The organism is Rudaea sp. (assembly GCF_036560865.1).
Taxonomy (GTDB): domain Bacteria; phylum Pseudomonadota; class Gammaproteobacteria; order Xanthomonadales; family Rhodanobacteraceae; genus Rudaea.
Window position 1 is genome coordinate 1 of sequence record NZ_DATBQK010000092.1, and the last position, 12,870, is coordinate 12,870.

At 61.2% G+C, this 12,870-nt stretch carries 10 protein-coding genes and 1 pseudogene; 5 read left to right on the forward strand and 6 right to left on the reverse strand.

Translation table 11 applies throughout. The annotated features are described in order from the left end of the window. On the reverse strand, positions 1-566 hold a 566-nt coding region (locus VIE67_RS09590; RefSeq protein ID WP_332025614.1), incomplete at its 3' end, for a TonB-dependent receptor plug domain-containing protein. A 428-nt stretch (positions 567-994) separates the two neighbouring features. Here VIE67_RS09590 and VIE67_RS09595 point away from each other — a divergent pair. The 5 genes from VIE67_RS09595 (at position 995) to VIE67_RS09615 (ending at position 7,327) form a co-directional block, all read left to right on the forward strand. Further along, entirely contained in the window at positions 995-2,107 is a 1,113-nt protein-coding gene (locus VIE67_RS09595) for a C45 family autoproteolytic acyltransferase/hydrolase (protein WP_332025616.1), read from the forward strand. 43 nt (positions 2,108-2,150) lie between these two features. Continuing rightward, positions 2,151-3,095, forward strand: a complete 945-nt coding sequence (locus VIE67_RS09600; protein ID WP_332025618.1) for an ABC transporter permease — start codon at positions 2,151-2,153, stop codon at positions 3,093-3,095. Next, on the forward strand, positions 3,092-3,937 hold the full coding sequence (locus VIE67_RS09605) for an ABC transporter permease (protein ID WP_332025620.1): 846 nt from the start codon (positions 3,092-3,094) through the stop codon (positions 3,935-3,937). Before VIE67_RS09600 ends, VIE67_RS09605 begins: the two co-directional genes overlap by 4 nt. Positions 3,938-3,950: 13 nt before the next feature. Continuing rightward, complete coding sequence (locus tag VIE67_RS09610; protein ID WP_332025621.1) at positions 3,951-5,780, forward strand: dipeptide ABC transporter ATP-binding protein; 1,830 nt, start codon at positions 3,951-3,953, stop codon at positions 5,778-5,780. Between the two features lie 98 nt (positions 5,781-5,878). Further along, positions 5,879-7,327, forward strand: coding sequence for an NAD-dependent succinate-semialdehyde dehydrogenase (locus VIE67_RS09615; RefSeq protein WP_332025623.1), 1,449 nt, complete (start codon positions 5,879-5,881; stop codon positions 7,325-7,327). Between the two features lie 41 nt (positions 7,328-7,368). Here VIE67_RS09615 and VIE67_RS09620 read toward each other — a convergent pair whose 3' ends face one another. The 5 genes and pseudogenes from VIE67_RS09620 to VIE67_RS09640 form a co-directional block, all read right to left on the reverse strand. Further along, positions 7,369-9,156: an amidohydrolase gene (locus tag VIE67_RS09620; protein ID WP_332025625.1), complete on the reverse strand. Its 1,788-nt coding sequence runs from the start codon at positions 9,154-9,156 to the stop codon at positions 7,369-7,371. After that, on the reverse strand, positions 9,153-10,448 hold the full coding sequence (gabT, locus tag VIE67_RS09625; RefSeq protein WP_332025626.1) for a 4-aminobutyrate--2-oxoglutarate transaminase: 1,296 nt from the start codon (positions 10,446-10,448) through the stop codon (positions 9,153-9,155). Before gabT ends, VIE67_RS09620 begins: the two co-directional genes overlap by 4 nt. A 23-nt stretch (positions 10,449-10,471) precedes the next feature. Then, positions 10,472-11,269, reverse strand: a complete 798-nt coding sequence (locus VIE67_RS09630; protein WP_332025628.1) for a hypothetical protein — start codon at positions 11,267-11,269, stop codon at positions 10,472-10,474. Between the two features lie 59 nt (positions 11,270-11,328). Beyond that, the gene (locus VIE67_RS09635; protein WP_332025630.1) at positions 11,329-12,402 is read right to left on the reverse strand and encodes an alpha/beta hydrolase family protein; all 1,074 of its coding nucleotides are present in this window, start codon (positions 12,400-12,402) and stop codon (positions 11,329-11,331) included. Continuing rightward, positions 12,399-12,870, reverse strand: a pseudogene (locus VIE67_RS09640) (ABC transporter substrate-binding protein); the annotation flags it as partial. The gene VIE67_RS09635 and the pseudogene VIE67_RS09640, both read right to left, overlap by 4 nt.

Consider the following 12,870-nt stretch of genomic DNA (forward strand, 5'->3'; position numbering starts at 1 on the left):
GAGTCGACGGCGAGATCGAACGATTCGGTGGGTTTGTCCTGCGCGCGCTTGGTCACCATATTGATGATGCCCGCGGGACTGGTGAACCCGTAGTACAGCGCAGACGAACCCTTCAGCGCCTCGACGCGTTCCTTGTCTTCGAGCGGCATCTCGACCAGATTATTGACCGGCAGCGCGCCGTTAAGGCGATAGCTCGTGCGGTTGTCGATCGCAATGCCGCGAATCGCGAGATTGGTTGTGACCACGTCGTTGATCTGCGACTGTGTTACGCCTGCGGTGTTTTTCAGGACGTCATACAGATTGTTCACTGCCTGGGCGTCCATCAGCGCACGCGGCAACACGTTGATGCTCAATGGCACGTCAAGCATGTTCTGATCGCGGAACGCGCCTACCTGGGAAGTCCTGGTCAGGTACCCCTTGTCGGTTTCCGCGGTGACACTGATGGTTTCGAGTTTGCGGGTCGCCACGTCCCGATCCTTCTTCTCCCGTCCGGCCTGGTCTTGCGCATCAGTTGCCTGCGCATTGGCCACGAGCGCGACGCCCATACAAAACGTCAGTGCGGTCATTCGGAAATTCGCTGCAATCATGTTTTTCCCCAATTCGTGAAAGGTGAGAGAGGCGATCCGTTCACAAGGGCCTGCGGCCCGGTCCGTGCCCTGTGAGCCCTGAAGTCATCTGCTCGACACATATCGAGCTCAGATAATATTGTATTTTTCTATAAAAAAAAACAATTATTTTGACGGATACGTACGGAGTGCGTTATCCCCCGGAATATTAATGAGCTGCGGTCCCGGACGCTCGGTCGATACCTCCAATCGGACTTGTTTAACTTACAAATGAAAGCCAGTTACTTGGCTAGAATCGATTGAACGCTTTGCGCAAGGCGCGCACCGGCCAGGGCGGGAAAGCGTGCCGACGGCGCGCGGACGCGGTAAAATATATTGCACTTGTTGCGTGTTTGATACAAAATTATTCGCTACGTCCAAGGATACTCGTGGGCACAGACTCCTTTCCATTGATCGACCTCTCCGGCTCGGCGCACGAGCGTGGGCGCCAATACGGCGCCGCCGTGCCCGAACGTGTCGCACGCAGCATCGCGCTGTATCGCAGCCAGATGCAGCGCCGCGGCCTGAATCGCGATGAACAGTACCGGCTTGCGCGTGCCTTCCAGCAGACGATCAGCGCCTACAGCGAAGCATACTTCGAAGAAATGCGCGGTATCGCCGAAGGCGCGACGTGCACGCTCGAAGACATCATCATGATCAACTGCCGCACCGAGATGATGTTTGGCTACGAACGCCTCGGCGACGCCGCACCGGCAAATGCCAGCGATGAAAACGACGGCTGCACCGGCATCGTGGTGCTACCCGAGGCAGCACGCGACGGGCGCCTGCTGCACGCCCACAACTGGGACTGGCGCGAGGAATGCGTCGACACCGGCGTCGTGCTGCGCATCCGCAACGATCAGGGCCCGGATGTGCTCACATTCGCCGAGGCCGGTGCGCTCGCGCGCCACGGCTTCAACAGCGCGGGAGTCGCGATAACCGGAAATTTTCTCATGTGCGAGCGCGACTATCGCGAACCCGGTGAGGCGCCGCTGGCCTTGTTGCGACGCAAACTGCTCGACTCACACAATCTCGCCGCGGCGATGAGCCAGGTTTTCAACAAGACCCGCCTGTGCTCGAACAATCTCATGCTCAGCCACGCCGAAGGCGAAGCCGTGGATCTCGAATGCGCGCCGGACGAAGTATTCTGGATCACGCCCGAAGATGGCTTGCTCGTGCACGCAAACCATTGGGTCAGCCCGATTGCGCAGGGCAAGTTGCGCGACTTGGGCCTGCGCGGCAATCCCGACTCGATCTATCGTCAGCGTCGCGTCGTCGCCGCATTGCGCGCCAAGCTGGGCCGTATCGGCATTGATGACCTCCAGCAGGCGCTGTTCGATGAATTCGGCAAACCCGACAGCGTCCTGCGTTCGCCCAAACCGGTAAGCTTCGACAGCATCTCGGCCACCGTAGTCACTACGATCATGGACCCGGCGCAAAAGAAAATGTGGCTTGCGCGGCAACCATATCTGAGCCGGAGCTTTGTCGAGTACACGCTATAAAGCGTTGTCGTTTTCGCCAACCTCCCCCGGAAAAACGCAGGACATGCTCAAATACGCCACGAAGCGCATCCTGCTCGCGATTCCGACCCTGCTCCTGGTCGCGCTCGCGGTGTTCGCGATGCTGCATCTGATTCCGGGCGATCCGGCGCAGTTGATGCTTGGCGACATCGGAACTCCGCAGGCCCTGGCGCATCTGCACGCCCAGCTTGGCCTCGACCAGCCGTTGAGCAAGCAATTCCTGCTCTGGCTCACACGCGTGCTGCACGGTGATTTCGGCACCTCGATCGTGCAACAGCGGCCAGTGCTGGACATGCTGCTCGGCAGCTTCGCGGTGACCGCATCGCTGGTCGTGCCTGCCGTGCTGTTGGCGGCGTTGCTCGCGATTCCCGCAGGCATGCTCGCCGCGTGGAAACAGAACACCTGGGTCGACACCGGCGTAATGACACTGGCGATCGTATTCCTGTCGATTCCGAGCTTCTGGCTCGGCTTGCTGTTCCTCATGTTCTTCGGTCTGAAGCTGGATCTGTTTCCGGTCGTCGGCTACGTCTCACCGCTGGAAGATTTTCGCGAGGGTATCACTTACCTGGTCATGCCGGTGGTGTCGCTGGCCTTGATCGAAACCGGCGTCATCGTGCGCATGGCACGTGCGAGCACGATCGAGGTGCTGCGCCTGGAGTACATCACGCATGCGCGCGCGAAGGGTCTGTCCGAACCCGCGATCGCTTTTCGCCACGCACTGAAAAATACGATGGCGCCAACATGGACGCTGATCGGCCTGAGCCTGGGCTCGTTGCTCGGCGGCGCCGTAGTAACTGAAACCGTGTTCACATTGCCGGGTATCGGCCGCCTGCTGGTCGACAGCATCTTCGCTCGCGACTACCCGGTCGTGCAGGGCTGCCTGCTCTTGGTAACCGCGACCTATGTCGGCGTAAATCTGTTGATCGACCTGTCATATCCGCTGTTCGACCCACGCGTGCGACTTGCGTGAGCGCCGTCCTCAACGCGGCCAAGATCCTGTTGCGGCGCCGGAACGCGCGGATCGGCGGCGTTCTGATCGCGGCGATGTTGATCGCGGCCCTGCTCGGCAACATCTATACGCCATACGATCCGATCATCAACGATCTGCTCGCGCGCCTCAAACCACCGTCCGCGGCGCACTGGCTCGGCACTGACGAATGGGGTCGCGATGTGTTCAGCCGCCTGCTCAATGGCGCCAGCGTGAGCGTGTTGATCAGTTTCGCGACCGCGCTGATCGCAGTTGTCGTCGGCGCGCTGATTGGCGCGTTGACCGGCTACTTCGGCGGCTGGCTGGCGCGTATCGCGATGTTGCTTGTCGATGCGTTGCTCGCGTTTCCATCGCTGATCATGGCGCTGGGTGTGATTGCGGTATTCGGCGCATCGAGCGAGGGAGTGATCTGCGCGCTGAGCCTGACTTACATTCCCGCAGTCGCACGCGTGGTGCGCGCGAACGTGCTATCGCTGCGTGAAAAGGAATTCGTCGAAGCATCGCGCGTCATGGGTAACAGCGAACTGTATACAATGCTGCATCATGCCTTGCCCAATGCGATCGCTTCGATCATCGTAATCGCCACCGCTCTGTTCGGCTGGACGTTGCTTGCAGAAAGCGCGCTGTCGTTTCTCGGCCTCGGCGTGCCGCCGCCGGCGTCGAGCTGGGGCGGCATGCTCGCCGACAGCCGCAACTATGTCGGCCGCGCGCCGTGGCTGGCGGTTGCGCCGGGCCTCGCAATATCGCTGTCGTTGCTCGGCGTCAACCTGTTCGGCGACGCGCTGCGCGACGAGTTCGATCCGCACATGAAGAATCTGGCGTGAGCGTTCGCTAGGCATGACCCCGACGTCAGCGACTTCCGCCGGCGCTTCTGCCGAACCGGCGCACGCAGATGCGGTGCTTACCATTGAGCACCTGTGCATTGGTCTGCGCACAGACAGCGGGAAGTTCCGACGCATCGTCGAGGACGCAAATTTTTCCATTGCCGCGGGCGAAATGCTGGCTCTGGTCGGCGAATCCGGCAGCGGTAAAACGATGATCGCGCGCTCGATCCTGCGCCTGCTGCCGCAGATCGCCGCAATAGAAAGTGGCCGTATACTTTTTGCCGGCAAGGACCTGGACGACGCACGCCCCGCGCAAATGCGCGCGCTGCGCGGCAACGCGATCGGTATGGTGTTTCAGGAGCCGATGGTCTCGCTCAATCCGGCGCTGAGCGTCGGCGTGCAGATGACCGAAGCGCTTCGCCTGCACCGCGGCTTGCCCTTGGAGGAGGCACGCCGGCGCTGCCTGGAACTGCTCGAACGCGTACGCATCGCTGACCCGCTCGCCTGCCTCAAAGCATATCCTCACCAATTTTCCGGCGGTATGCGTCAGCGCATCATGCTCGCTTCAACACTGGCGATGCAGCCCAAGCTGCTGATCGCCGACGAGCCGACTACGGCGCTCGATGCGATCGTGCAGAAGGAGGTCATGGACATCATGGCGAGCCTGACGCGCGAGATGGGCACGGCGGTATTGTTAGTCAGCCACGACCTCGGCATGGTGGCGCGCTACGCCAGGCGCATTGTCGTGCTGTGCAGCGGGGAAACCATGGAAAGCGGCGACACGCAGCAAGTGATCGCGCAACCGCAGCACGCGTACACGCGCAACCTGCTCGCGTCGCTGCCCACGCGCATGCCGCGCCGGCAGGCGGCAGCGGCGACGGCAAGCACGCCGCTGATCGAGATCCGCGACCTGTGCATCGACTTCAACAGACCCGCCGCGTCCGGGCGCAAGCGCGCAGTGCTCCGCGCCGTCGCACACGCCGATCTGGATCTGCTTGCGGGCGAGACGCTGGCCGTGGTCGGCGAGTCTGGTTCTGGCAAGACCACGATCGGCCGTGCGCTGGTGCGGCTCAATTGCGAGACCAGCGGCAGCATCCGTTTCGAGGGCCGCGAAATCGCGAGTTTCGACAAGGCCGAAATGCTCGCCTATCGGCTCAAATCGCAGATGGTGTTTCAAGATCCGTTTTCCTCGCTCGATCCGCGGATGCGGCTCGGCGCGATCGTCGCCGAAGGGTTGCGACTTCTACCCGCGCTGTCTGCGCAGGAACGTCGCGCACGCGCCGCGCAGATGCTCGCCGAAGTCGGCCTGTCCGGCGACTACGCCGAGCGCTTCCCGCACGAGCTATCCGGCGGCCAGCGCCAACGCGTATGTATCGCGCGCGCGATCGTCACCGGGCCACGCTTTCTGGTCGCCGACGAGGCAGTGTCTGCGCTGGACGTGACAATACAGAAACAGCTACTCGCGCTGCTGCAATCGTTGCAGGAGAAATTCGGCTTCGCCTGTCTGTTCATCACCCATGACTTGGGCGTGGTCGAGCAGATCGCCGATCGCGTCGCGGTGATCTATCGCGGCCGCGTCCTCGAAACCGGCCCGCGCGACACGATCTTCGACGATCCACGCCATCCGTATACTTTGCGCCTGTTGCAGGCCACGCCACGCATTCGACGCGTCGACGGCGAGAACCGTATCAGCTATCGACTTGCCCGGCACGAAGGCCACGCGCAACCGCCGCCCGCGGGCCACAGTTACTTCAATCACGGCAGCATTCCGGGACAAGCACTGAGTCCGGGGGAGCCGCTGATGCTCGACGTCGGTCAGCAACACTATGTCGCCTGTACCTGACAAGACGCGCCATCGTGGCGTCGGCCAAGACGACAGGCGCAGACTTTCGCAGCAATCCGCACCAGACAGGCGCAAAAACGCAATACAGGAAAATGGCCATGAATGAACTACCCAAGTTGGGCAAACATCCGAAGCAGCTGATCGACGGCGCCTGGCGCGCCGGCCGTGGAAATACCGTCACGGAGATCGTAAATCCGGCGACGGGGGCGGTGTTCGCTGCGTATCAAGCGCCGGCCAAAGGCGATCTTGACGAAGCGCTGGACTCGGCACGCCGGGCATTTCCGCGCTGGCGCGCGGTACCGGCCTACAACCGCGGGCAGATTCTGCGACGGGCGGCAGCACTGATGCGCGATCGCATTGCCGAAATCGGTAGCGTGCTTACCCAAGAAGAAGGCAAACCACTGATCGAGGCGAAAAGCGAAGTGCAGATCACCGCGGACATGTTCGACTGGTTCGCCGAAGAGGGCGTGCGTGCCTACGGCCGCATCGTGCCGGCGCGCGCGGCGAATCTGCAGCAACAGGTGTTGCGCGAGCCGGTCGGCCCCACGGCGGCATTTGCCGCCTGGAATTTCCCAGCTCGCAATCCAGGCTACAAGATTGCCGCGTCGCTCGCCGCCGGATGCCCCATCCTGGTCAAGCCCGCGGAAGAAACTCCGCTGACCTGCTTGCTGCTTGTGCAGACGTTGATCGATGCCGGACTACCCACCGGCGTGGTCAACGTCGTCTACGGCGATGCGCCAGCAATTTCCGAACACCTGATCGCCAGCGACGTGGTGCGCAAGATTTCATTGACCGGCTCCACACGCGTCGGCCAGATTCTTGCGCGCCTTGCCGCCGACGGCACCAAGAAACTCACCCTCGAACTCGGCGGCCAGGCGCCCGTGCTGATTTTCAACGACGCCGATCTGCAACTCGCCATCAAGCTACTGGTCGGCGCGAAGTTCCGCAATGCCGGACAAACCTGCATTTCGCCGACGCGCTTTTTCGTTCAGGAAAATGTATACGAAGCCTTCATAGCCGGATTCGCCGAGGCCGCGCAAGCGCTCAAGCTCGGCGATGGCCTTGCCCCCGATACGACGATGGGTCCGCTCGTGCGCCGGCGCCGGGTTGCGGATCTCGCCGCGTTCATCGACGACGCCAGAGCGCGCCACGCGCGCATCATCGGCAGTGAAAATACCAGCGACGCCCGCGGCGCGTTTGTCGCACCTACCGTAGTCGCCGATCTCGACGACAATGCCAAGCTCATGCGCGACGAACCCTTCGGCCCGGTTGCCGCGATCGCATCGTTCACGACGCTCGACGAAGCTGTCGCGCGTGCCAACCGTTTACCATACGGTCTTGCCGCGTATGTGTTCACGCGCTCGCTGCACACTGCGCACGTCGTCGCCGAAAGCATCGAGGCAGGCATGATCGGCATCAATACCTGCAAAATTTCCTATCCGGAAACGCCGTTCGGCGGCGTCAAGGCTTCGGGCTACGGTTCCGAAGGCGCGATCGAAGGACTCGATGCGTATCTGGTGACCAAGTCGGTCAGTCTCGCCTACTAGATATCGCAGTGGCGGCGCAATCCGCTTGCTCCGCCACCACGTCACGGCTTTGTATATACGACCTTGCCATCGAAGATCGTATAGTCGACCTTGGTGTCGAGCAACTTGTCCAGCGGTTCAGAGAGAATATCGTCGGACAACACGATCAGATCGGCGAGCTTGCCGGCGGCGATGCTGCCCTTGATGTTTTCCTCGTGCGAGGAATATGCCGGATTGATCGTATATGCGGCGATCGCCTGCTCGATGGTCAACGCCTGCTCGAGATGAAAGGCCGTCGCGGAGCCGCCTGCGGCGCTATGCACATCCTTGCGCGTCACTGCCATGTACATGTTGAGCAATGGGTCGTAATGAGCGAGGCTGGCCTTGTTGAAGGAACCAGGCAGGTCGGAGACAAGGTTCAGACGCAAGCCATCCTCGATCATCGTGTGCCAGGCGAACGCGGACTTCGCGCGCTCGGGACCAAGTATTTGTTCGAGGCGATCGATGTTACGCATCAGATGATCGGGAGTCACATCCGCGATCAGATGCAGCTTGCCAGCGCGCTTGAGATCCTCGGGAGTCGAATACCACACGTGAATCAAGCGATCGCGACGATCGCGCGGCACACGCGGCGTACCGTTGGCCGCCGCTGCCGCTGCGTACCAGCCAATCAGCAAATGCACGGCCTTGTCGCCGATGATATGTACGCCGACATCGTAGCCGGCGCGATCGGCGTCGATGATTTTCGCCGCGATCTTGTCCTCGCCCATGAACCGGTACGACCAGTCGCCGGGCAAGCCCATCTTATCTTTCAACGGCTCGAACATCAGCCCGCTGTCGCCGAACGCCTTGAGCGCGCCGTAGCGTACGAACGCATCGCCCGAGCCGGGGTGAATTCCGTATGCGGCCAGATCGCGCCAGGTTTCCAGCGGCACAAACGCGTACACACGCACGCTCAATTGGCCGGACGTTTTCAGATCCTCGAAAATCCGCCGATCCGAATAGCTGCGCTCGGTGAAGATCGGGAAGATCTGCTTTTGCGAGATTTCATCGACATGCGCGATATCGGCGATCGAGGTAATACCGACGCGATTCAAATCCGCTTCGACGCCGCGCGCACCGACAAGTTTTTGCGCTTGCGACATCGGCGGTATCAGCTTTTCGAGCAACTCGCCCGCGCTGCCGTAGAGCATTCCGGTCAGCGCGCCGGTGTTCGCATCGCGGCCGTACCTGCCGCCGCGTGGATCGGGCGTCTTCGCGTTGATGCGCGCGAGCCGCAGCGCCTTGCTGTTGGCGAAATACGCGCGATCGTAGCGGCGCAGCAGCAACGGTTGATTCGGGGTCAGCGCATCGACGGCGGCCAGATCAGGTTCGAACGGAGTGAAACTCCTGCCCGCTTTTTCCGCCTTGGTCGCGGCAAGGTCGCTCCAGTCGCCGCCAGTGATCCAGATGCCCGCCGGCAGACGCGCAGCGACTTCGGCCAGGCGTCGCAACATCGTGTCCGCGGAGTTGACGTCGATCAGGCGTACCTGGAAATACCAGTCCACCGCGTTCTCGAAGTGCGTGTGCGCGTCATTGAAACCGGGCAGCAGCAGGCGCCCGTGCAGGTCGATCACGCGCGTCTGTGCACCACGCAGCGCGAGCACTTCTGCTTCGCTGCCGACCTTGACGATCTTGTCGCCGCGTAGCCCGACCGCCTGCGCGAGGGGCTGCGCGTTCTCCATGGTCCACACTTTGCCATTGTGCAGAATCAGATCAGCCGGCGTTGCCGCGTATGTACCTGCCGCGTGCAGAATTGCACATGCAACGATCGCGCAGCGCAGCCGAATGCTCGCGAAGCGATTGCTCATGCAGCCTTGTCCACGGCCGGAGACAACTCCTGCAAGCAGTCAGCGATGATGGCCAAGCCTTCGTCGACCAGCTCCAGCGACGCGGTCAATGGCACGAGGATGCGAATCGCGTTGCCGTAGATGCCGCAGGCTAGCAGGATCAACCCCTTCTCCAGCGAGCGCGCAACGATGGCACGCGCAAGATCGGCGTCCGGCGCGCCTCCCGCGGTGAACAACTCGAACGCAACCATCGCGCCAAGACCGCGCACCTCGGCGATTGCCGCGTGGCGCCGCTGCATCGTACGTAGCTGCTCGATTAAATGTCCGCCGAGCAAAATTCCACGTTGCAGCAGATTTTCGTCCTTGAATACGCGCATCACCGCGAGTGCCGCGGCACAGGCCAGCGGGTTGCCCGCATAGGTGCCGCCGAGCGCACCGGGCAGCGGCACATCCATCACATCGGCACGCCCGACCACCGCGGACAATGGAATGCCACCAGCCAGCGATTTCGCCGTCGTGATCAAATCGGGCACGACACCGCTGTGCTCGATCGCGAACCATTTGCCGGTGCGGCCCGCGCCGGTCTGGATTTCATCGGCGATCAGCAGGATGCCATGCTTGTCGCAGAGCTCGCGCAGATAGCGCAGGAATTCGAACGGCGCGATGTAGAAGCCGCCCTCGCCCTGCACCGGCTCGATCACGATCGCGGCGACGCGCGAAGCTTCGACATCGTTCTGGAAAATCAGATCGAGCGAAGTTTTCGCCTCTTCGATCGACACACCGTGCAGCGCGTTAGGAAAGCGCGCGTGAAACACCTCGCCCGGAAACGGACCGAAGCCGAGTTTGAACGGACTGACCTTGCCGGTCATCGCCAGCGTCATCAGGGTGCGGCCGTGATAGCCGCCGGTAAATGTGATCACAGCCGAACGCTTGGTCGCGGCACGCGCAATCTTGACCGCGTTCTCGACCGCCTCGGCACCGGTAGTCAGCAACACGGATTTCTTCGCGAAATCGCCGGGTGCGAGTGCATTGAGTTTCTCCGCAACCTCGACGTAGTTGTCGTGAGCGACGATTTGAAAACAGGTGTGAGTGAAGCGTTCGAGCTGCGCTCGCACCGCGGCGCTCACCTGAGGATGGCAATGACCGGTGTTGAGCACGGCGATGCCGCCGGCGAAGTCGATGTAACGACGGCCTTCGATGTCCCATAGCTCAGCGTTGTCAGCGCGCTCGGCAAAAATCGCGTGCGTCTGCTTGACGCCGTTGGCGACCGCCGCATTGCGGCGCTTCATCCATTCCTGGTTGGTCGTGGTCATTTGTCTTCTCTTTCGGTCTTCGATCAATTCGCCACCAGTTCATCGGCGACAACCGGCTGCTCCTCCTTGCGCACGTTGTGCTTGCTTTCGCTGACCGCTTTCCATTCAGGATTGTCCGCAAGCCGCGCGCGCACCTTGGCCAGTACCCTGTCGCGTTGGCCGAGCGCTTCTTCGTTCGCATATTCGTATACGAGAAACGCCGACCACGGCCGCCCCGCGGGATAACGCGACAAATACACGCTGTAGCGCGACAACACGCCTTCCTGCATCCAGCCTTCCATCTGCGGAACCACATACGCGTCGACATACTTGAGGTACTCGCCGAGCGAGACAACGTAGTCGTACGGCACCATGAGAAATACCGGTGGCTTATCGGCAACGCCCTTTGCATGCGTCGCGTTGCTGCGCACGAGGTCTCCGGGTGCGGTGTTGATCGACGTGGTCAGGCCGAGCGCGCTTTGTGACAGGCCGGCCGGGTGTCCGGCCTCGATATGTTTCCAACGCTCGGTGCCGTTGCCAGGCGCCAGCGTTACCAGCGCAAGCATGTCCCAGTTGTCCGAGTCGACGTAACGATTGAAATACACGTGGTAGTCCTGCATTGCGCCCTGTTGCTTCCATTGCGCGAAATCCTTGAGGCCGGTGTTCTGCATATAAGCGCGCAGCGCACCGCGATTGGCCGGCGTCGTGTGATAGGTGATGATGAGACTGCGTGGGCCGTCATTGCGCGGATCGGGGTCGGCCGCTCGCGCCGGTCCCGGCATGGTGGCCAACGCGAGCACGGCCAGTATCGTAAAGTATACTTTTTTGTATGCCAGATTCATGGCATCGCCTCCGCGAAAAAATGGGTTGGATGAAATTTCAGCCGTCCTCGGCTTTGGGTTCAGGGTTTGAGATAGCGCCCGAGGAATTCGAAGCTGCGCTGTAGCGCATCACGTTGTTCAGGGGTATCGCCATCCATGAAAATGTGACCGCCTGGCGCGTCGTCGTAGATCTTCGATTCGAACACCTTGCCCTTCGCTTTGAGCACGTCGAGCAGGCGCCCCGTATGCAGATCGAACGGTGCAATCTTGTCGCCGCGCGTCGCCATCACGAGCAGCGGCGTTTGAATCTTGTCGACGTGATTGATCGGCGAAACCTCCATATAGGCGGCCAGGTTTTCGTTGGGCAGCTGGCCCTTGAAATACGCACTTTCCTTGGCCACCTCCTGACGTCGGTATTCGGGCTTGTAGGCCATGTAGGCGACAAAATCGGTTAGTCCGACGATATCGACGCCCACCTTGAATTGCAGCGGCGCCTTCTCCAGCGCAAGCAGGGTCACCATACCGCCGCGGCTTTGTCCGAGAATGCCCAAGCGCGACGGATCGACATAGCTCTGCTCGGCGAGATACGTGGCCGACGCGAGCACATCGGCGGTGTCGGTAATGCCGTAGTCGTTGACGTAGAGATTCGCGCCGTATCCGCGGCTACCGCGATATTCGGGAAAGATCACGACGTAGCCCTTGGACACGGCAATATCGATTAACTGGAACCAGCGCCAGTCGAAACGTTCGTGGAAGCCGCCGTGCACCATGACGATGCCAGGATATTTCTTGCCTGCTTCGAGCTTTACCGGCGTGAACACATAGCCCGGAATCAGCGTTCGATCCCCGCTCGCGAACGCGACGCGCTTGAGGCGCACGCGATCACCGAATTCCTGCATGAAGGTCAGGGTGACGATGCGCTGTTCCTGTTCGTATAACGTCTGCGTAATCACCTCGATCTTCGTGTTCATGTCGTTCGAATCGGGGTTGATGTACTTGTCGAGCGCGCCCTCCTTGTTCGCCGGCGCGACCGTTTTCTGCTGCGGCACCGCTTTCCCGACGTTGTCCTTGTCCTTGGCCATCACTGGGCTCGCCGCCAGAACGACGTCCAGAATCACGGCGCAGCAGATCGCGGAGAACTTTGCCAGTTTCATCTTGTATTTCCCCTCAAATCGGAAAGCGTAGCGGAGTTTGGCATCGAACCCTTTAAGGAACCTGAAAGCGCAACCGGGTCTGCGCGGCGAACGTTCCACAGCCGCTCGCGCCCGATTGCCCACGGCCTGAATCCAGTGAGCTTGCGGTTGATCGCTACGACGTCCGCTGGGCAAAACAAGACCACCAGCGGGGTGTCTTTGAGCATCAGTTCATGCAGCTGATCGAACAGCCCCTGGCGCACCGCGGTATCGCCGCTATTGCCCGCAGCTTCCAGCAACGCAAGTGCCTTGGGGTTGTGCCAAACCTTGCGCTTGCTCTTGTCGCCGAGCATTGACTCGTAGCTCAGATACGGATCTACGCGCGAGGAATAGCTGAACGACATGAGCTGGTAGTTGCCGCTCTGATAATGCTCCAGCTGGGTCGCCCATTCGGTGACCTCAAGATCAACCTTGATTCCGGCCTGGCGC

Bases quoted from the DNA above. Each gene is read 5' to 3' on its own strand.
- VIE67_RS09600 (WP_332025618.1), top strand. From the start codon at position 2,151: ATGCTCAAATACGCCACGAAGCGCATCCTGCTCGCGATTCCGACCCTG.
- VIE67_RS09610 (WP_332025621.1), top strand. From the start codon at position 3,951: ATGACCCCGACGTCAGCGACTTCCGCCGGCGCTTCTGCCGAACCGGCG.
- VIE67_RS09615 (WP_332025623.1), top strand. From the start codon at position 5,879: ATGAATGAACTACCCAAGTTGGGCAAACATCCGAAGCAGCTGATCGAC.
- VIE67_RS09620 (WP_332025625.1), bottom strand. From the start codon at position 9,156: ATGAGCAATCGCTTCGCGAGCATTCGGCTGCGCTGCGCGATCGTTGCA.
- gabT (WP_332025626.1), bottom strand. From the start codon at position 10,448: ATGACCACGACCAACCAGGAATGGATGAAGCGCCGCAATGCGGCGGTC.
- VIE67_RS09630 (WP_332025628.1), bottom strand. From the start codon at position 11,269: ATGAATCTGGCATACAAAAAAGTATACTTTACGATACTGGCCGTGCTC.
- VIE67_RS09635 (WP_332025630.1), bottom strand. From the start codon at position 12,402: ATGAAACTGGCAAAGTTCTCCGCGATCTGCTGCGCCGTGATTCTGGAC.